General features: G+C 69.8%; 17 protein-coding genes. 2 read left to right on the top strand and 15 right to left on the bottom strand.

Translation table 11 applies throughout. The features are described from left to right. Positions 1–91: 91 nt before the first annotated feature. The 3 genes from Phou_RS47935 to Phou_RS47925 all read right to left on the bottom strand — a co-directional run bounded on the left by Phou_RS47935 (position 92) and on the right by Phou_RS47925 (position 1,960). A complete protein-coding gene (locus tag Phou_RS47935) occupies positions 92–859 on the bottom strand; it encodes a hypothetical protein (RefSeq protein WP_173071057.1) in 768 nt (255 codons plus the stop codon). Between the two features lie 65 nt (positions 860–924). Further along, on the bottom strand, positions 925–1,248 hold the full coding sequence (locus Phou_RS47930; protein ID WP_173071055.1) for a hypothetical protein: 324 nt from the start codon (positions 1,246–1,248) through the stop codon (positions 925–927). Positions 1,249–1,744: 496 nt separating this feature from the next. Next, positions 1,745–1,960: a hypothetical protein gene (locus Phou_RS47925; RefSeq protein ID WP_173071053.1), complete on the bottom strand. Its 216-nt coding sequence runs from the start codon at positions 1,958–1,960 to the stop codon at positions 1,745–1,747. A 162-nt stretch (positions 1,961–2,122) separates the two neighbouring features. Between Phou_RS47925 and Phou_RS47920 the strand changes: the two genes are divergently transcribed. Further along, positions 2,123–2,467 carry a hypothetical protein gene (locus Phou_RS47920; protein ID WP_173071051.1) on the top strand — a complete coding sequence of 115 codons (345 nt, stop codon included), beginning with the start codon at positions 2,123–2,125 and terminating at the stop codon, positions 2,465–2,467. Between the two features lie 460 nt (positions 2,468–2,927). On the opposite strand, the gene Phou_RS47915 is transcribed toward Phou_RS47920, so the two are convergent. From Phou_RS47915 to Phou_RS47900, 4 genes are all read right to left on the bottom strand, one after another. Further along, on the bottom strand, positions 2,928–3,443 hold the full coding sequence (locus Phou_RS47915) for a hypothetical protein (RefSeq protein WP_173071048.1): 516 nt from the start codon (positions 3,441–3,443) through the stop codon (positions 2,928–2,930). A 316-nt stretch (positions 3,444–3,759) separates the two neighbouring features. Then, complete coding sequence (locus tag Phou_RS47910) at positions 3,760–5,328, bottom strand: hypothetical protein (RefSeq protein WP_173071046.1); 1,569 nt, start codon at positions 5,326–5,328, stop codon at positions 3,760–3,762. A gap of 356 nt (positions 5,329–5,684) precedes the next feature. After that, complete coding sequence (locus Phou_RS47905; protein ID WP_173071044.1) at positions 5,685–6,233, bottom strand: hypothetical protein; 549 nt, start codon at positions 6,231–6,233, stop codon at positions 5,685–5,687. A 228-nt stretch (positions 6,234–6,461) separates the two neighbouring features. After that, positions 6,462–6,920 carry a hypothetical protein gene (locus tag Phou_RS47900; RefSeq protein WP_173071042.1) on the bottom strand — a complete coding sequence of 153 codons (459 nt, stop codon included), beginning with the start codon at positions 6,918–6,920 and terminating at the stop codon, positions 6,462–6,464. Between the two features lie 656 nt (positions 6,921–7,576). Here Phou_RS47900 and Phou_RS47895 point away from each other — a divergent pair. Further along, the gene (locus tag Phou_RS47895; RefSeq protein ID WP_173071040.1) at positions 7,577–8,182 is read left to right on the top strand and encodes a DUF4760 domain-containing protein; all 606 of its coding nucleotides are present in this window, start codon (positions 7,577–7,579) and stop codon (positions 8,180–8,182) included. A gap of 20 nt (positions 8,183–8,202) precedes the next feature. Here Phou_RS47895 and Phou_RS47890 read toward each other — a convergent pair whose 3' ends face one another. The 8 genes from Phou_RS47890 to Phou_RS47855 all read right to left on the bottom strand — a co-directional run bounded on the left by Phou_RS47890 (position 8,203) and on the right by Phou_RS47855 (position 18,779). Then, the gene (locus Phou_RS47890; RefSeq protein ID WP_173071038.1) at positions 8,203–8,628 is read right to left on the bottom strand and encodes a hypothetical protein; all 426 of its coding nucleotides are present in this window, start codon (positions 8,626–8,628) and stop codon (positions 8,203–8,205) included. After that, positions 8,625–10,724: a hypothetical protein gene (locus Phou_RS47885; RefSeq protein WP_173071036.1), complete on the bottom strand. Its 2,100-nt coding sequence runs from the start codon at positions 10,722–10,724 to the stop codon at positions 8,625–8,627. Before Phou_RS47885 ends, Phou_RS47890 begins: the two co-directional genes overlap by 4 nt. Then, on the bottom strand, positions 10,721–12,556 hold the full coding sequence (locus Phou_RS47880; RefSeq protein ID WP_173071034.1) for a hypothetical protein: 1,836 nt from the start codon (positions 12,554–12,556) through the stop codon (positions 10,721–10,723). Before Phou_RS47880 ends, Phou_RS47885 begins: the two co-directional genes overlap by 4 nt. After that, positions 12,553–14,808, bottom strand: coding sequence for a tyrosine-type recombinase/integrase (locus tag Phou_RS47875; protein WP_218579627.1), 2,256 nt, complete (start codon positions 14,806–14,808; stop codon positions 12,553–12,555). Before Phou_RS47875 ends, Phou_RS47880 begins: the two co-directional genes overlap by 4 nt. Before the next feature lie 143 nt (positions 14,809–14,951). After that, complete coding sequence (locus Phou_RS47870; RefSeq protein WP_173071032.1) at positions 14,952–15,857, bottom strand: Mom family adenine methylcarbamoylation protein; 906 nt, start codon at positions 15,855–15,857, stop codon at positions 14,952–14,954. 181 nt (positions 15,858–16,038) lie between these two features. Beyond that, positions 16,039–17,571 (bottom strand): ParB/RepB/Spo0J family partition protein, encoded by a 1,533-nt coding sequence (locus tag Phou_RS47865; protein ID WP_246274740.1) that lies wholly within the window; start codon positions 17,569–17,571, stop codon positions 16,039–16,041. 97 nt (positions 17,572–17,668) lie between these two features. Beyond that, positions 17,669–18,082, bottom strand: coding sequence for a hypothetical protein (locus Phou_RS54135; RefSeq protein WP_246274738.1), 414 nt, complete (start codon positions 18,080–18,082; stop codon positions 17,669–17,671). Positions 18,083–18,305: 223 nt separating this feature from the next. Further along, positions 18,306–18,779 (bottom strand): hypothetical protein, encoded by a 474-nt coding sequence (locus Phou_RS47855; RefSeq protein WP_246274736.1) that lies wholly within the window; start codon positions 18,777–18,779, stop codon positions 18,306–18,308. Positions 18,780–19,692 lie beyond the last annotated feature (913 nt).

Genomic DNA, 19,692 nt, shown 5'->3' with positions numbered 1-19,692 from the left:
ACCGCACCCAGCAGTAGATGGGGCAGGCTACGCCGCCGCGCGGCCAGCGCTTGGCCGGTCCGCCAACCCGATGCGCCCGGCTCTCGAACCGTCATCGCCGAGACCGCCCCACGTTGATGGCCTGCGTTTCGACGACCCGCACGCTGACCGCGGAGGTGGTGGACAGGTCTGCTTCTTGGCCGGTGACACCACCGGTCGCGACCCAGGTCACCCGCCACGTGATCGTGGCCCGCACAAGTAGCTCGCCGCCGGGGCGATCGGCCGATGGCCGCCGGTAGGTGTGGCCGCACGGTGGTTCGCCGAGCGGGTCCATGCCGGGTCTCCATGCCGTTCCTGGCCCGGTACAGGTGACGTGGTTGCCGTCGCCTGTCAGCCAGGTAACCCGGGTGGGTGTCGCGGTCGCGGTGGCAGCCGACCCGCCCGCCTCAGCAGTCGCCGTCCGGCGACCCCATGAGGAGGCATCTACCCAGAACCAGGTGGGCAGGTTGACCAGTTGCGGCGCGGGCGGCTGCGGGCTCAACCGCATCCGCAGGGCTGGCAGCCGTAGCATGGCAACGGCCTGCTGCCCGAGATTCGCCGTGACGTCGCCGTCCGCGAGCCACACCGTCGTCACGTTGGCCAGGCCATCCCCTGTCACGCAGCTGCGCTCGTACCAGGCCCCTGGGCCGGCGCCCGGTGGCGGATTCTGTCGCGACAACAACCGAGTGGTGCACCGCTGCGGCCCTTGCTCCCCCGAGCCTGCGGAGTCACTTCGCATCCCTTCACCGGTACCGCCTGGCTCGTCGACCTTCACCGTGCACATCGGATGCTCAGGGTGCGTGCGACAGTTGACCGGATCGAGCGGATCGAAGGCGAACACCGCTGACGGGTACCCGACCACGGCAAGGACCGCGGCGACGATGGTCGCGAGGCGGCGCCGCAGCCTCAACACGTTCCCACCTCCCTCACGCCGAAAAGGGTCACCTTCCACACGCCACCGGTCTCGGTCACTGTCGCCCCGACCTTCCGGCGTCCCCCCGGCTCGTCGTCCACCAGTTCGCCGTTCCGCGCGTAGACGAGCCACCGCGTGGTGTCGACGCAGTCGACGACTTCGACCGTCGCCGGCCGCCCACGCGCGGCGTTTGAACGGCCCGCCACCGCGGGAGCCAGGGTCGGTGCGCCCTGCGTCCGTTGGCCCATCTGGCGAAAGCCGCGCAACGCACCCTGCAATGCGGTCAACGCGCCGGCGACCTCCACGTCGGTGGTCATGCCGAGGGCCTCGACCGCGTCGCGGGTCCACGCCCGCGCCGACGTAGCGCCCGTGGTGGTGCCGGGTCCGGTGGCTGTCATCGTCGTCCCTTCCGCTGCTGCCAGGTGCCGGCTTGTGGGGCCGGTGATGGCAGCGACGGTGCCGGGGACAGGGTGCGGGCAGGGCTGCCCCTAGCGCGTGACGCGCTGGGGGCAGCGCCCTGCGGCAGCCCACCACCTGTTGCTTGCGTACGTAGTAGGTCCCCCGGCAGGCGGGGACAGATCCACGCGGGCTGCGCACCTGTGCGGCCTGCGCGAGCACCACGCGAGCGAGAGCCAGATGCTCGTCGATGTTTCAACACGGCCTCGGAGCACAAAGAGAGGCGGCCCGCCCATCAGGGACGAGCCGCCTTTTTGCTGCGTCGAGACCTCATGTTCGAATCGAGACTGGAATCGACTAAAGTCTCGACCAGTCGTGGTTATAACATCGGTCCTCCTGCTCGGTGGTACCTCGCTCCTATTGGCTAACCTGTCTGTGCCGTTCGGACTGTGTCAACGGCGGGCGGGATCCTGAATGGATCTCGACCGGTGGCGCCAGAGGATTCAGGCCGCCGATCTTGACATCCGCACCCTCATCGAGTGCCTCTTTCCCTAGTCTCCACACGAGCCAGGTGCGCATGCCAAATATCAGCAGAGAAGTCGCACTGGCGATGATCGCCAGCGGGACTTCCACTCACTGCTCCTTAAGCGCCGATCTGACCGCTCTTCAAACTCGTCTCCAATCGTGAGCCGTGCTCTGTTTTCGTGTTTGATCCCCTAAAGGATCAATACAACGCGGTGGCTCCGCCTCTCAGGATCCCATGCTTGCGCCAGAGCGACCATGCTGAATCCCCGTTTGGGTCCGCATCTCCTCGACAAGGTCAACTCTCGCGGTCGAAGGATCCACACGTGTTGGGAGCGTCCGGCGTGCTCGGCGCGCCCGCGCCGCTTCGGCGAGCGCGGCACGGGCGAGCTCGCCGCCACGCTGGTACCGCTCGGCGACTTGCTCGCATTCGGCCGCCCGCACGGCGAGCTCTGCCGCCCACGCCGCCGCCTGCTCGCACGTCGCCGGGGCACCCTCGGCCCGGGCGCGGTGCTGTCGCCGACCTCGACAAAGCGAAACCGGCCGAGCTCGTCCAGTGCGCGAGCCCGTTACCGCATCCATGCCGCCGGCGTGCGGGAGTCGGTCGTGTGGGACTAGGCCCAGCCGCCCGGCTCGTGAACGAGCGCCCAGAGCAAATCAGCCGGCGACCACCCCGCCGCAACCACGGCCGCAGCACGTGCCGCAGTAGACGAGCCGATATCCGCGCCAGGCCGACAGCGCGCCAGCGCAGCTCCTCGGCTGCGGCGAGCCGCTCGCGGCGCGTCACCGACACGCGGACAGGATTCACAGCAGGGCTCTCTGACAAGCAAACACGGTTGCCGGCCGGGTTGCCCCACCATGCCGACATCAACCAGCTGAGGCGCCCCCGAGGTCACAGCCACGCCGCCGGCCCGGCGACAAGACTCGGGCCTACGGCCGACGGTGGGAGAGCCGGCCGCCCGCACCCACGGGCGAAGCGGCGATGGACTCGGTGCTCAAAGGGCCGTTCAGGCAGACACGCTCACCGGTCCACAGGAGAACGCCCCCGCCACGTATGAGACGAGGTAGTTCCGGGAGGTCAACGGGTTCCGTGGGGTGGGCGGCCAGGGCTGGACGCCGACCCGGGGCGGTTGTTGATCCAGCTCTGGACGCGGCGCCGTCTCCAGTGGCGTTGGACGCCGCCGCGGCCGGGCTCCTGCTTGTCGGGTTTGGGCAGGTAGCCGTCGCGGTCTTCGTGCCAGGCCGGCTTGCTCTTGTCGACGTAAGAGGAGAAGGTCCGGGCGTCCACCCCGAGCAGCGTGTAGAAGTCCTTGGCCGACATCAACTCGTCCGGGTCGCCGTCCAAGCTGATCTGGTGAACTCGTGCACGCCGGCCAGCCTGCTTGATGTCCAGGTGGGAGGCGCGGAACGCGTCGAGGTCGTCGAAGGCGTACCACTCCTGGCCGTCCTGTTTGTCGACGTAGTTGGGCCAGCCGGTCTCTGGGCGTCGCTTGGGTGAGGCCACCAGGTTGATGGTCTGCAGGCTGCGCTGCAGGTACTCGGCCGCGCCGGGCCGGTTCGTGCAGCGCCGACCGTTGACGACCCGCTCTTCCATCCCGCTCCCGGCCCCGCACGTGCAGGGACCATCCGTTGGTTGCTTACCGCCCGCGGTGCGCGCGGGCCGGCCCGTCGGCTGGGCGCTGGTCACTGTACCGCCGGTACCCGTCGGCCACGCGTTCTCCCGCCTGGGTGTCTGGTATCTCCTGCTTCTCAGTGCCGGTGTGTCGCGTTGGCGGACGGACCGGGACTGCCGGGCCGGGTGCGCAGAGTCCTCTGCTAGGTGTCCCACCCGAGACGGTTGGCCAGGGTGACGGTGGATGCGAAGGTCGGGCCGGTCACCGTGCCGGGCGGGCGACCCGGTGACCGGCTGTTCAGACCGTCGCCACGGCCGGGTTCGGCGCGGCGTTGAGGACCGCCCGGACGGTGCGGTCGGTGACGTCGACCCGCTTGGCCAGTTGCTTCTGGGTGTCGTGAGGATGTGCGGCCGACGCCTGTAGCACGGCCAGCACGGTGTCTGCTCCGACGCCGTCGACCTCGGGTATCGGGGCGCCGTTGAAGGTGCGGGGATCCTCGGCCGGTGTGGTTCTGCGCCGTGGCCGGCGCGGGTGACGTGCCTGCGCTTGGGCCAGCAGGTCACGAGTCTGGGCCAGGTCAGCTTCCAGCCCGGTGGCGACCTCGGCCCGGCGGCGGGCGTCGGCCTCGGCCGTCTGCCGGCGCCGTGCCTCGCCGCAGGCGGTCTTCTCGCTGGCCGCCGCGGCCAGTTCGGCCTCTCGCTGGCGCTGCTGCGCCGCTGTCGCCGCCTGCGTGGCCTGGGCGGCGGTTTGCTCTGCTGCCTGCGCGCGTCGCCGCAGGTCCGACGCCGCCGCCTCGGTTTGCCCCTGGATCCGCGATGCCCGCAGCTGCGCTTCGTGTGCCTGTGCGCGTGCTGCTTCGGCTTCCGCTTGCGCCTTGGTGCGGTCCACCGCTTCGGCTTCGGCTTGCCGGCGCGCCACTTGCGTTTCCGCCTCCGCTGCGCCGCGCCGCTCAGCTTCCGCGTCGGCGTGCGCGGCTGCGGCTTGCGCCGCTGCGACCGCTTCCGCTTCCGCTACCCGGGCGGCCTGCGCTTGCGCGTGTGCGGCGGCGGCTTCGGCTTGTGCGGCGGCGGCCATGCTCCGTTCGGCGGCGTCGACCGGGCGGGTTCGGTCCGCGGCCTGCCAGACGCGTTCGACCCGGGCGCGGGCGTCGTCGAGCATGTCGTCGTCGGCGTGCATGGCTAGCCGGCGCAGCCGCGCTTGTTGCCAGGACCGCCGCCACGGGATGGAGGTGGAGTGCAGTCGGTGGGACACCACCGCGATCGCCCGCACCTGCCGCTCCCGGTTGACCGTCTTCAGGTCGTGCTCGCCGGGGCGGGCCAGGCCGAGGGTGACCAGGATCCGGCGTGGTGTCCAGGTCCAGGTGATCGCGTCCGTTGGCCGGTCGGTGCCGTCACCGGTCAGCCCGACCCACCACTGGTGGGCGACCAGCAGCGGTACCGCCAGCCGCAGCACGGACTCGACCGTGCTGTCGCCGGCCATGGCCGCGATCACGCCGGCGACGACCGCGATCAGCCACACCGACCGGCCGTGCTTACCCGGGTGGTGGTGTATCGCCTGATGTCGTTCGGCGCGCATCATCGCCGTGGCCATCTGCGACTCGAACAGGAAGAACGCGAACCCGGCGAACACATACGACAGGTGCAGCTGCTGGGTGGCGACCTCCCACATCGCTTCGCCGCTCCAGGCGAACCCGACCAGGAACGACAGCCGTGCCAGCCACCTGTCCGGCCGGCCACTGCGGATCGCCCGCCGCACCGTCCAGACCAGCAGCAACACCGTCGCCGCCAAGCCGGCCGCTACCAGCAGCTCGCGATGCTGGCCTGCCCAGGCCAGCAGTTCGCGGCCCGCCTCCAAGGTCTCGTTCATGCGGTCACCGCCCGCCGCACGGCCGGGCGAGGGCTCGGCCGCCGTGAGCGGCAGGATGCCGGCGGCGAGCAGTGGGGTGCCGGGTTCGTGGGCGCGGTCAGGGTCGTTGGGTCGGTCATTGGGTCGGACCTCCGATGTCCGATCAAGGTCCCGTCCGGGGATTGCCGCCACCGGCCGGGACCGCTCGTTCACGTCGGTTCGCACGAGGTGCCGGGCCTGCTCGGGCATCCGGGGATCCTGCGTGCTGGGGGTTGTCGGCGGCGCTAGGGGCAGCGCCGCCGGTGTACGGTTGTCGGCCTCGCCGTGGCACGGGTGTCCCGCTCCGCGGGCAGGGCGTCGCACGAGTGGCGGGCCGGTTATCGGGTGGGCTCGGTTGGCGCGGCGAATGCCTCCAGGCCGTGGCCGGCGTCCCTCGGCCGCCAGGTCGTGTCGTCCAGGTCGTCGGCGTACAGCAGGTGGCCGGCGGACCGGTTGGTGCCCAACTGGTAGCCGGCGGCCAGCAGCCGGGTCGCCGCCTCGGCGCGGCTGATGACTCGCCAGCCCCAGCGGTCCAGGGCGGCGTCGACGTCGGCGGCCGTGCGTGGTGACCACGGATCACCGTCAGCGCGTGGCATTGGGTCCAGCAGCCTGGCGGACTGGTCGGCGATCGGGCCGTGGTCGTGGTGCGCTCGCACGCCGACCAACCCGGCCGATCCGGTCGGCAGGTGCAGCCACGCTCTGCCGATGCCAGGTGTGCTGAAGCCGCGGCCGGGCCACGCCGCGGGCCGATCGCCGAGGTCCACGAGCGTCGGGTCGGTCCGGGCGACCACCGCACCGCCGGTGCTGATGACGCGACCGCATTGCGGACAGAGCCAGAAGCCCGGGCTCGCCTGGTCGACCAGCGTCCCGTTCACATCGCACGGCACGAACCCGGTCGTCGCAGTGGTCCGGTTGCCGCACACGCAGACCCAGCCGGTCGACGGGTTCGTCGGCGCCGCATCACGAACCGCGACCGCCGCGAAGGCGTCCAACCGTGCCCGGGCCGCCAGCGCCTGGGCGTTGGCCTCGGCGTCCAGCTTCGTGACATCGACCTCGCTGGCGCTGTACCGGGCCGGAGCGTGGTCCTGGGGACGCGGCGCGGCGAAGAACAGGCGTTAACCGGTCATCCAGTACAGGCCCTCGGTGGACGGGTCCGCGACCGCTGGTTGCCCGTTTACACCGACCCGGTGCGCATTACACAGCCGGCCGGTGACGGCCGGTGGCTCGGTGAGGCGGACCGCGCACTCCGCGCACTCCAGGCCAGCCTGACCGAACCCGTCGATGATCGTTTCTTTGACGACGTACGCGCGGCGTGCAGTGTCAGCCAGTTCGGCACCAGCTGGCGTGCGGGCTACACGCCGCCACTCCGCCAGGCTCACCTCGTCGGCGGTGTCCTGGCGGTACTCGCGCAGCACGGCACTGCCGTCCGCGCGGTCCCACAGCAGGAACAGCCACCCGTAGCGGGCCGCCAGCGCGGCGACGAGCCGGCGAGCGTCAGCCTCGGCCAGGTCCACCGGCAAGGCGATGCCGGCGGACAGTTCAGAGATGCGGTCACCCGCAGGCGGACCAGTCATGACGGACTCCTAACGGCGTAGGGGAACGTGCGGGAAGAACATTTCGGATGGCTTTCAATCGCGCAGTAGATGCATCGGTGGTGCCCGACGCCGGTCAGATCGGCGCTTCGCAGTTCGTCTGGCTACGGGCCGAACAGCGCGAGTTGGTCCGGAAGCGGGGCCGCGCGGCGGGTGGTTCTGACTCGGCCGACGAGCCTGCGACGTGTGGGTACGGGCGGGCACGCCGCCATTGCGGGTGCGTCTTTGTCTTGCCTCGGTGTGCCGGCCTGCCGCAGCGCGTCCATGACCTCTTCGCGGTACCGGACGGCGTAGCGGAAACAGTTACGGCAGTCGGTGGCCACGCGGCGGCCGGTGACCGGGTCAGGTCGGCTCAGGTGGCGGCACTCGGGAAGTCGGATGTGCTCGTGCCTGGCTGTCGCCGACCACGCTTGGGTATCGCAGCTCGACAGCAGGTGCCCGGCGATCCGCAGCGCGTTGATTTTGACTTCTGTGTGCTTGAACACTGGCCAGGTAGAATTTGACGCGGTCTCACGTCTGTGCGATCGATCCCGCCCGGTGCGGCGGCTCGGTTGGCGGTAGGACGGTGGATCATTCTTGCCAGGCTGGCGGTGGACTTGATCGTGTCGTGCCTTGCAGACCGCTGACATTATGAATTCATGAGTTCCGAGCTGGTCATTTCGGCGATGGCAATGGTTATCTCGGTGGTGGCGTTTGGATCGTCCACGTTGCTCTCTGCCGTGCAGACGAAATCGATGCGGCAGGCTAACGATCTCCCCGTCATGATCGAGTTGCTGATCAAGGAATATGTAAACGACGATTTTCAAAGTCGGGAGCGGCTTGTCATCGAGTCGCTCTCTGGCGCAAGTCCGGACCTTGGTTTCGAGCAGTTGCCGGAGCCCCTCCGCTCGGCTGCGTACTATGTTGCCTGGTACTACAACGCTGCTGGTGAGCTCGTAGCCCTCGGCACCGTGGACGAACGCATGTTCGTTGGAGGAATCAACTACAAGCTCCGGCGGGCATGGAGCGCGATGGAAGCGCATATCGAGGCCGAGCGGCGAGTGAGAGGTAAGCCTTTCCTCGACGGTTTCGAGCATCTTGCTGCTCGCGCTTTCGCAACCGATCCGTATGTGTTTCAGCGTAAGGTTAAATTCCAAAAGGTTCCCGCTGGAGCGGAACGTATTGGCGTTCGAGGAGGGTCGCAAGAGAGTCCAGCCAGCATCGATCGGCTTGAGAGTCCACAGGCCGGAAGTCCATCGGCGTAGCGTCGGTCCACCGAAGATCGTCATCGCCCGACCTCTGCCGCTTCGGTGCCGGCGAGGCGTCGGTCGCTGATCCTGGTGACTCTGTTGATGGACTCGAGTTCCTGGCGGAGTCTGTGGTTGTCGGTTGTGAGGCGCTGGATGACGCTCTCGGCCAGTTCGAGCGTGGTGGTCAGCTCCCGATTGGTATGGCGCAGGCGGGCATTCTCGTCTTCGAGGCGTTGCAGGCGACCCGGGCGCTCGTGCCCGTGGCCCGGATTCCGGCGGGCCGCGGCGACGTCGCGGGCGGTGTCCGGGAAGTGGCGCCAGAACGTCGGGTTGGTCAGGCCGAGGCGGCGTGCGAGCTCGACGACGGTCGGCCGCGTGCCCTGGGCGGTGCACTCGGCGAGCATTGCGGCGTGAGCCTGCGCAACGGCTTCGGTGGTGGGCAGTGGGGTCCGGGTGGTCATGTGGGTTGGCCCTCGTGGCGAGCGATGAAGTTGGTCAGGTGCTTGAGCCGATCAGTGAGCTGGTGGTGAAGCAGCGGGGGCAGCGCGGGACGTTGCTGGAGTTGGCCCTTGATGCGTGTGGCCTCGGCGCGCCAGGTGTCGAGGTTGGACTCGGTGAGGGCTGTGTTGCGGCAGTCCAGCGGCCAACAGCCGACGAGGTCAGGCTGTGCCCTGTTCGTCTTGTGGCAGAGGGCTTTGGCCTGGTCGTAGACGCAGGTGACGTAGTCGCTGGGGTAGATCGCTGGGTCGTGCTTGCGCATGAGGCGCAGGAGTCGGCGGGGATCGGTGATGACTGATCCGGCGAAGCTGGGGCTGCCGGCGAAGTCATCGAGCCGGCGGTGTGCTTCTGCAGCGCCGGGGCCGGTAAGGCTGAGGCTGTGGTGCTCGTGTTTGTCGACCATGGCAAGCAGGTGCTCGCCGCGGGCGATGGCTTGTTCGCTTTCGACTTCGGCGCGGAATCCGGAGTCGGACGTTCCGGCGTAGCCCTCGAACATCTGGATGCTCAGGTGCCGGTAGTGGATGGCGCCGGCGATCGCTCCGCCGGGGCGGCGGGCGATGAACCAGGCGAGGGTGCGGCGGAACTGGCTGGTCTTCAGCCGCCAGGGCTGGCCGTTGACTATCGGGATGATGTCGGCGCGACCGTGTTCGGCGCAGTAGGCGTTGACCCAGTCGCTGAACTCGTTGAGCTGGGTATTGGTGCTGGAGTTGACCAGCGCGGTGGTGAGGCCCTTGGCTGCGGGGCCGTTGCCCGGTCCGTGCGGAAGCCGGGCGAACAGCAGATCGCGGTCGGGTTGGAGTCGTTCGAGGACCTCGACAGCGCGGGCCACGGGCTGGCCGACGGCCCAGGTCGCCGGGCTGCCAGACGGGTCGCGTTCGCCCTTGAACGCGGTGCCGTGCAGTTTCCAGCGGTAGGCCGTGCCGTTCGGGTCGCGTTCGACGCGCAGACAGCCGCGGCGCAGGTGCTTGATCTCGCTGTCACGCATACCTGAGAGAAACGCGATGGTGACGTAGCAGGCCGCTTGCAGCAGCCGGGCCAGGGTGCCGAGGCCGTGCCGGGTTCCCTTGTGCATGCTCGCGATCGCCGGAATCCACGGGTGTCCGTCGAGGCGGCCTGTGATCGGGACGTCGAGCTGTCCGGCCGTGGAGAGGCCGACGATCGCCGCGACGGCGTCGAGCTCGCTGCGGTGTGGCCGCAGCTGGAGGGTAGTTGCGCCGATGCGTTCGGCGATGTTGGTGAGGTTTGGTCGGCCGGCGTAGCCGGGCAGCGGCCGGGAGTGCGCCCGGTGCTCGTCGAGGAATTTCCGCAGCGCTGCGGGCACCTGGTCGCCGGGCATCGTGGTTCTGCGGGGTTGGTGCCGGAGCGTCCGCCACTTGGTGTCGGCGGCCAAGATGTCGGCGGCGAAGTCGTCAATGAACCGCAGAGCCCAGGCCAGCAGCGGCCCGAACACGGTCTCGGGGATGCGGTCGGTGGCGTTCTCGTTGTCCGGGTGGCGGTTGGGTTCGCCCCAGCCATCGATGCGGCGGGGGTCGACCGTCAGCCGGTCCGTGAGCAGGTTGTTGCGGTGCCGCCAGAACCGGCGGACCACCCCGCGAGCCCGGCCTCGCGAGGTCGAGCCGGGCAGGGTGTTCAGCAGATGGTGCTGGTAGGTCAACAGGTCCGCCGGGGTCAGCTCGGCGAGTCTCGTCTGGTCACCGCCGGGGCGCTGCTGCATCCAGCCGAACAACCGCTTCAGCTCGCTGAACGTCTCGCGGATCGTGACCGGGTCCAGCCAGACCTCGCCGCGGGGCAGCGGTCCGGACAGCAGCGAGTAGATCAGCTCCTTGGCAAGCAGCCGGCGGCCGCTCGGCAGGGTGGTGAAGTCGAGGATCAGGCTGCGCTGGTCGCCGCGGTGCAGGATCGGCGCCAGTGGCCAGACGTCGTCGCTGAAGCGAGCGGTGCCGGCGAGGGCGGTTCCCGCTCGCAGGTCCCGGCCGTGCAGCACGAACATCTCCTCCAGCGGGTGCTGGCGCCGGGGAGCCGCGGCTGGCTGTGGTCGCACCGAAGCGAGGCTGGTCATGGCTTCTCCCACGGGTTCTCGATTAGGTCAAGCAGTGCATCGACCGGCTTGGCGCGTGCGGCGGCCTCGACCTCGTCCGGGGTGAACCGGGTCAACACGTCGTGCCGGATTGCGAGCCAGGCCGGCCCGTAGCGGTCCCACCAGTTCTGTTCGCTGATCTGCTGCCGGCGTTCGTCCAGCGCGTCGAGCAGCGCCAGCAGACGCGGCAGGTGGTCGCGGGTGATGAGGCAGTTGCCGCAGTGGAAGCAGTCCAGGAAGGTCGACTGGCAGGCGCGGCCGGTCGCCGGATGCGCATCGTGATCGACGCAGGCACTCCACCCGGTGTCCAGGTGCCCGGCAGCGGCGGCCTGTGCCCGGTCCGGATCAAGCCCGGCGTCGTGTTCGATCGCGCCGGGGTCGACCGGGCCGCCGACCACCCGTAGTCGGCCGCCGGTAGTGCGCAGGGCCCGCTCGTGCGCGGCCAGCGCCGCCTGCTCGGCGTCGACGAGGGCTTCGCCGACAACGTCCTCGGCCCAGGAGGTGACGATCGGGTCGCCGCGCAGGTAGTGCCGGAACAACACCGGAAATGTGTTGGTGCGGGCCGCCGACGGCAGGTGACCACCCATCTGCTTGGTCCGGCGGACCTCGATGCTGGTGCGCAGCCGTGGAAAGCTGAGCGGGAACCGCCGTGGTTCGCCGTCCGGGCCGGGATCGGCCAGCAGGCCCTGCTCGGCGACCCACCGCGTGTTTTTGAACCGGAGCCCGTCCAGCTCGCGGGCAAACGGATCGAAGTGCTCGGCGACGCCATCGACGTGTGCCTGCCGTCCGTGCCGCCAGATCGGCCATGCGCTCGGGGTGTCGCTGAACGAGCGGCTGCGCGCGGTAAGCCGGTGCAGCAGCAGGTAGAGCCCGCCCGGAGTATGCAACTGCCGGTGCGGCGGCCCGATCTCCCAGGTAACGGAGGAGGTCCAGTTCCCCGGGCCGCGACGCCGTTTCACCACGCGCAGCTCGACCGCCTGGCCATCAAGGACACGGTGCTCGGCGGGCAGCTCCTTGATGGTCTCGATGTTGCGTCCCGTGACGCCAACCAACAGCACCAACAGCGGGATCACGTCGCTGCGGGTGAGGAACAGCCGTTGTGCGAGCGCGAGCCGTTCGCCGGCCGTGCGCAGGCCAGGCCGGTGCGGCACCACACCTGAGCCGGCCATCGTTGCCAACTCCCGCACGGTCTCGCTGTGCGCGATCCGGTCGGCGTGCAGGTCAGCCAGTAGCGCCTCGCCGGCGGCGATCCGGTCCCGGATCCCGGCGACCTGGCAGCGGGCCGCGGTGAGCAGTCGATCGAGCTCACCATCGGAATAGCCGGGCAACGCACGCTCCTGGACCGGCTTGCGTTGGCCAGTGAAGTCCAGCACCTCCTGCGCGATCGTCTCCCGCAACGGCTCCAAGAGCATCGCGAGGTTCCGGATCTGGCGCCAGCGATTGCGTTCGTCGCCGCGGACCTGGCGGGCGAGGAACTGTTCGAGGTGCTCGGCGCGGACCTCACCGGGCAGCGCCGGTGGTTTGTCAAGCGTGGCGAGGAATCGCAGAAACCGCAGCGCGGTGCCCCAGACGTCCTCCGCCGACGACCGCGTTCGGCGCCCACCAGCCGGACCGACGAGGCGGCGAAGCGACGCCGCGAGCGGCTCATGCCAGCCAGATAGCGGTAACCGATCGAAGGCGAACGTCGCGGTCCGGCCGTCCTCGCCGGCGAAGACGACGTCCGTGCCCGTGGTGGCCAGCTCGACCGACGCGGCGTAGATGCTGTCGGGCATCACCGCGCCGCGGCCACGCCCGGTGGTGCCCCGGCCGCTCACGAAGCACCCGCCGCGGCGAGCACCTGCGGGTGCGGGTCTTCCCATCCGTCGGGCACCAGCGCCATGCGGGTGTGCATCTCAAGCTCCGCCAGCGCGTGCAGGTAGATCATCGTGGAGGTCAGCGAGCGGTGACCGAGCCGCCGCCGGACCCAGTCGAGCGGGTCACCGAAGATGCGGGTGTAGTGGCCACGCTGCTCGGCGGTCTGCCCAGCCAGCGCGACGAGGTGACCCCGTTGGAGTTGTTCGAGCGTGACCACCGCGAACGTGTGCCGCAGCATATGCGGGTGAACGCGCAACGCCACGTTCACGGCCTGGCACCGGGCGTTGGCATCGGCGAACACGCTCTTCCAGGTCGATGGGGCGACCGGCGTGCCGTACTCGCTGATCCACAGCGCGGCCGGTTCCAGCCCGTGCTCACCCGCCACCAAGACCCGGCGCCGCTCAGCCGGGTCCAGCGCAGCCAGCTTCACCACGCGGCGCGAACCGCGCCCGTCGAACGCCACCGCCACCGGCCGAGCGGCGTCCTCGATCACCAACGGGCGACGGATGCGGTCGTAGAGCCCGGCTCGGCGGCCGGTGTCGACCGCCTCAGCCCGATCCACGGCGACGTAGATCCCAAGTTCGCGGGCCATGGAATCCGGGACGTAGACCCAGCGCGCCGAGCCACCCTTGGCGATCGCGGCCGGTAGCCAGAACCGGCGGTAGCCACCCTGCCCAGGCCCGATCGGCACCTCCGGCCGCAGCAGGCTGGCCTGCTCGGTCAGCCGCAGGCCCGTGCGCACCATGAGGTCGGCGAACGCGGCGTTGCGCCCAGCCCATCGGCCCCGGAACCGGGAGTCTGGCAGCCCGTTGGGGCCGTAGCCGCGCAACCCCACGTCCCGCCACCGCCGATACTCCGCCGGCGGAAGCCACTGAACCCGCTCGGCTGCGGCGTCGTGGCTGTAGGTCGCTGGTGTCGTGCCACCTCCCCGGCGGCCCGACTCCGACGGAGCCAGCCGCCGGACCCGCTGCGGAACCGGCGTCTCGACGACCAGGGCGCGCTCGACGGCCCACGCGAAGAAGCGGTTGACCGAAGCGACCTCGCGATCCCACGTCGACCCGGCCACTGCCGGCCCGGCCGGATCACGGCGCCGCCACGCGTGGAAGGCCAGGTGATCGTCCTCCGTCGCATCCCGCCAGCCACGGCCGCCGCGCGCCACCGACAGGAACGTCAGGAACCGGGCCAGATCCCGCGCGTACGCAACCTGGCTGGCCCGGCGCATCGAGGTGATCTGCCAGCTCCGGAAGAACGCGTTCAGCTCGACGTCGTACTCGAACGATGGGGAGAGCAGGAACGGCACCCCATCGGCGATGCCTCGCTCATCGAGCCACCCGTCGAGATCGATCCCGAACTCTGCCACCCAAGGCCGCGCATCCTCTGGGATCGGAAGATCCCGCTGGGCAAGGCAGACCCGCCAGCGACCGCTCAGTAGTGAAGTCACAAGGGAGCAAACTGGACACCGGACAAGCAGAAACGGCGTCGATAACGAGACGCCGAACCCGTGCATGCGCATGCCCAGCGGGGCCATGGTGCCCAGGACGGTTGCGACGTCGCGTTGCGATCCACGTCGGCAGATGCTGCCGACGCCGACCCGCTGGCCGGCCAGGTCGACGCCGGCGGCCTGGTACATGTCGGCGTGTTCCTCGTACTGCCACGGGTGCCAGCCCTGCAGCGTGGGCAGCCAGGGCACGAACGGGAAATTGTCGACCAGGTACAGGTAGTTGCGCAGCGTCGCCTCCTGGTGCTCACGCACCGTCGACCGCGTGCGGTTCAGGCAGCCGGGCTCGCACGGCCGGTCCTGGATACCGACGAAGTCGGGCGGGCCGACGTCCCGCAGGAACCGGGTCCACATCGCGCCGTACTCGTCCGGGTGCGCGTACCACGGATGCCCGTGCGGGGAGGTGCGCAGCATGAGCGCGGAGTAGGCACCTGAGTCGCCGGCCCACGGGGCGGCGCCCATCTGGGCCGGGAAGGCATCGCCGCGACGCCGGTACCTGGCCAGCGCGGTCGCGGCCAGGAACAGTGGGATCGGCGACCGGCCCAGATACTGCGGTTGGCCGGTGCCCAGGTAGAACATCATCCGGCGGGCCGGGTCGGGGTGGAACTCGCTGGTGGTGTAGGGGGTGACCGGTCCCCAGGGGGTCTGCCACCGGTCCGGGCCGACTCCGTGGCGGGCTACCCGCTCGTCCCACCGCGCCCGCCGTTCCTGCACGGTCGGCCGCTGCGGCAGCCGCCATGGCTGCCCGCCAGCACGGCCGGCACCCCTGGCAGACCTCGCGCGGTGACCCGGCACGGCACGACCCGCACCGGTTTCGGACGTCCGCAGGTGGTCAGCCGCGCTCGCCACGGGGTGGATCACAGGGTCACCGCCGGATCGATAGCGATCGGGTACGGCAGTTCGGTGACGCCGATCGGGCAGCGTCGCCGCCATCCCCGGTCCCCGACCGGCCAGGCGAACCGGTGGCAGCCCAGGTGCCTAACCCGGCGAGCTCCGACCGCGGCCAAGGCGTGCTCCAGCCATGCGGCCTGCTGCCGCAACGGCGGCAGCGCACTCCACGCCGGCGCGTCAGGCGTCGGATTCCAGCCGTCCGGCGGCACCGACGCGCAGTACCGGTGCGCACCCAAACCGACCAGGCGGGCACGCACCCCGGCGGCGCCGCGTTCGGCCCGGCGGACCTTGGACTGCGCTCGCGCTGTCAGGACGGTGCCATCGGGCAGGACGGTGAGGGTTCTGGCGGTTCCGCGTCCCAGATAGCGGCCTCGGGTCACCCGGTACACGTGGCCGAGATGGCCGCCCAGCACCATCGTGCCGGCGATGATGCGCGGTTGAGGATCGGCGAACGCGACAAGACCCCGCAGGCCGTGTTCGGCGGTCAGCCGGAACAGCCGGCCCATCACGAAGCTTTCCGCGTTGGACGGCACGTCATCCAACAGCACGAGGCGCGACAGTTCGGCGGCTGTGGTGACGTCGAGGGTGGGGAACGGGTTGGTCAGCACGCGTGGATGCATCGGCACGCCAACGACGGCGACGCCGACCAGGTGCTCGCCTTCGAGCAGGCCGAAGCTTGCCCGGGCGGCGGGGAAGCTACGGCTGTAGTGATGCTGCACAACGAAGGCGCGGGCGGCTGCCTCGGGGATCTGGACCAGGCGGTAGCGGCGGGCGTCAAAGCCGCCTTCGTGGACCGGCCGCCAGGTGTGTCGACCAGTCCGCCACCGCTGGCACAGCTGCGGCTCGAACAGCGAAAGCTGCTGGACATGCATGGGATCACCTGCAAAAGGACGGGTACGCACGGACAGGGAGCGCGTGTCGGCGCATCGGCGAGGTCGGGCAGGGCGCCGTAGGACTTGTTCAGCTGTGCTGTTGGCTGGCGTAGCTGTCCGCGCACCCGGACAGACAGCGTGCGTGTTGGTCCGCAGCCGCCGCCGTTCGGGAGTGCACGGCTCAGGCTGCGGCTGGCTGCGGCACAGGCGATGTCGCGGCCGCGCTAGGCTTTTCGCCGCAGGCCCTTTTCTCCACCGTGGACAGTTCGTAGCCGTTGGCTTCGAGGTAGCGCAGGTACCGGGCGATACTGTCCCGGCCGGCCCGCCAGCAGTTGCGGTCGGTGCCCTCCTCGTAGGCGGCCAAAATGAGGCCGAGCGCGATCATCTGAGCGCGGCTGTCGCTGGCCTTGCCGACGACCTCGACCATCGCGGCGCTGTGCCGGCCGAACTTTGGGGCCTGGTCCGCCAGACCGAGCAGCTCGTGCGCGAGCTGGTTGCCGCCGCTGACGGCTTGGGTGACCTCGAAGTCGGTGCGGGCCAGGCTGCCGGCGATGAACGCGGCAGCGCTCGTCGGTGCCTTGCGGCCCTGCAGGAAGGTGCGCAGCCACTGGCGGCGGACCTTCTCGGCGCTCTCCCACGCCTTGTTGGAATCGATCACGTCCCGCCGCTGCGTCCGCGCCTGCTCCCGCTCGGTATCGTTCATGTCGGCCGCCTTCTTGCGACCGGTGCCAGAATCGTGCCCGCCGAATCGAGGGACGTGACCGTGGGCCGCAGCGTCCATGCACAGGTACTCCGGCACCCACACCCGGTAGGGCTCCGGCCGTGCCTGCGGACCGACGGCTTCCTGTTCGGTGCCGTTGTCGAACGAGTCCTCCTCCTCGTCGGACTCGTCGGGATGCACCCAATCGCTGGTCAGGTAGGCGGCGTGACCGGGGCAGGACGCGTGGTTCTCAACCGTGAGTGGGGCGTCGCCGTGCTTGAGCATCCGCAGCCGCATGAACCGCTCGACACTCCAGTCCGGCCGCTCCACCACGCTCACGCCGACGGCAGTCAGGGCGGCAGCCGCCTCCGCTTTAGCTCGCGCCTCCGCGCGGGCGTCCCGCAGACGCTGCACAGTGTGATCGAATCCGCCCTCCCGTGCCGCGACGGCCAGTTCCTTGACCGCCTCCCGGTCGTCCTCGAACTCGGCCAGGATCGCCGCTTTGGGAATGTCGAGCCAATCCCAGCGGTTGGCGGCGCTGCGGGCGACCTCGCTGCCCGCCACCGCCAACGCGGCATCGACCACCGGTCGAGGCGTGGAAGTCCGCTTGGCGATCTGCGCCCGGGTGACGCCGAACGCGGCGAGCTGTTCGAAGGCGGCTACCCGGTCACCCGCGCGCAGCGCACGCCGGTGGTCGTTCTCGCCGAGCTGGTCCACCAGCCGGTCCGGCTCATCGGGCTTCGGCTCCACCAGCACCGGAACCACATCGCATTTCGTTTCCAGAGCTGCCAGGGTGCGGCGCTGGCCGCGCAGCACAACCAGGGCGCCGGTCTCGTCGGCGTAGGCGACGATCGCTTCCCGAACGCCGCGCTCCTTAATGCTTTGGACGAACTCCGGGTCGAGTTGAGCGTCCGAGCGCACGTTGGCGCCTACGACCAGCGTCGCGGGATCGACGTACCGCAGCGTTGCCTGACCGTCGTTGACGGTCTCATGGGCACGGATCGTGGTCCTCACAAGGGCTCCTTCAGCCAGTGGAATGGTCGGTCGAACGGCGGCAAGAGGGCCGCACGAGTGGCGGTTGGCGCAGGTCGGCACAGCACCGCCGGGGTGGTCACCAGATTGGGATGTCGGTTTCGCCGCCGCCGTTGACCTCGACAGCGAGGACCGAGTCGGGTGTCTCGGTCGTGTCCAGGTGGACGTAGAGGTCCCGTGTGCGGCGACGCACGCCGATCGAGACGCCGTGCACGTCGACCACGACATAGGCAGTCAGGTCACCTGGGCCGCCTGGGTAGGCGCGCAGGTTCAGCGCGGCCAGGGCGTCGGTCGCCACGGTCCGCTCGCCGGGGTGCAACATCGCGGTGATGCGGGCGTACAGCTCGGCGGCCTGGCCGTTCAGGCGGGCCTGCTCGTCGCGGCGGGCGGCGCGAGCGAGGTCGGCGCGTAGGTCGCCGTAGTGGCGGACCAGGCCGGGCAGCGACGGGTCAAAGGCAGCGGGCTGAGCGGTGATCGGAGCGGCGAGCAGCACGTCTTCGTGTCCTCTCGGGACGATGTCAAGGGGCGCCGGCGTCTGAAAGGCAGGCGGGTGCGCCAGCGCAGCCGTACAGCAGCGCACTGCGGCGGCGCGGCGGGACCGTGGGGTGTCTACGCTGGGTATGCGGACCGTCTGGCGGTACGCCGGGCTTCGGGTTGTAGCGATCCGCAAGCCCCGGCGTTGACCCGCCCGGCCCAGACCGGGCGGGTCAACGTCGTCAGCCGGCGCTGGTTTCCGGCTTCGGGACCCGCACGTCGTGCTCGCCCAGAAGCTGCCGGTCCAGCCAGGTCCGGACCCGGTAGGCACCGCCGTCCGCTCGCGGCAGCTCGTCGGCCTCGACCTCCACCGGGACCAGAGCGTCAGCCATTCGCACGTAGGCGGCTACCAACGCGCCACGCGCACCCGCCCCACTGGTCTGCCGGATGAGTTCGGCTTCGGCGACCGCCGACACGCCACCGAATACCAAGCCGGAGCCGGCCCGCTGCGTCGTCAGCACGACGTAGATCGCGGAGGGCCGCGTGGCCACGTCGTTGTCCGCAGGAAGTCGATCGGGCGTGGACTGGCCGCTTGGGCCGACACGCGAGGAGCCGGTGGTGTTCTGTTCGTTGGTAGGCACAGGGCTTCCTTTGTTCGTCTGGCGGTTGTGGCTGTGAGCGGCCGGGTGGTAGCGACACCCGAGCAGGCCGTACACGTCGTTAGTCGCAGTCGCCGCCCGAGGCGCAGCGGCAAACCGCCTCTACAAGCACGGCGTTGTTGGCCTCAGCGAGGTGCTCGATCGCGACCCGCGCCGAACCGAACCGAACACCAGGCTCGGGTCAGCGGTATCCGCAGACCAGACGTCGCCGGAGCCGAGCTGCCAGGTCCCGGACGGCGAACGGGTCGCGACTGCGAGGCAGATGTCCCCGTGCGCGCCTTCCCAGGCGCGCACCTCGTTCGAGGAGTCGGCGTCGTAGCTGTCACAGAACTGCCACCGGAACGGAACGCCCCTCATGATCGCCTCGCTTTCGACATCTTCGGTACTATTTTAATCATACAGTAGTTCACGCCCGAAGGCTATCTGATCAGCACATTCGTCTTCGCCCAGGGATGGGTCCACCACGGACCCCGTAGCGCGGCTGAGGCCCTCGCCCTAGCGCGGGGAGCAAGATATAGCTACCGGTTCCCGGATGTGTCGACCGAGCGCGGTCGACACGTCCGAGAACCGTTGAGTCTGACCCGGCGGGGTCAGCGCGGCACGGCCGCGGAGGAGACCACGAGCGGCTCGGTGAGCGAGTCGTGTCGCGAGAGCTGGAGACGCGGCAGCATGTGCCGTTGCGAGGCGACGCCATCGACCGCAGGTGGGTTGGCCGGTCTTGCGCGATCTGCTACGTCGGCCGCTACTTCCTTCCGCTTCCGCTTCCTTCCGGTTCCGCCGTGTGCCTCGCTGGTTCATTCGCTGCTTCCGCTTCCGCTTCCTTCCGCTTCCGCATCGGGTTGGCGAGCTGTGCGGCTGGCTGCCGGCGATGTCGCGTCCTTGGGGTTGGGTCGATAGCCCAACGGCGCTGCCCCTAGCGCTGCCGTCAACCCCAGCTCGCTGCCGTAGCGGCGCTGTTGACCCGTAGCGG

It is taken from the genome of Phytohabitans houttuyneae (genome assembly GCF_011764425.1).
GTDB lineage: Bacteria > Actinomycetota > Actinomycetes > Mycobacteriales > Micromonosporaceae > Phytohabitans > Phytohabitans houttuyneae.
Note: the sequence above shows the minus strand (reverse complement) of the source record. Positions and strands in the feature narration are given on the sequence as shown.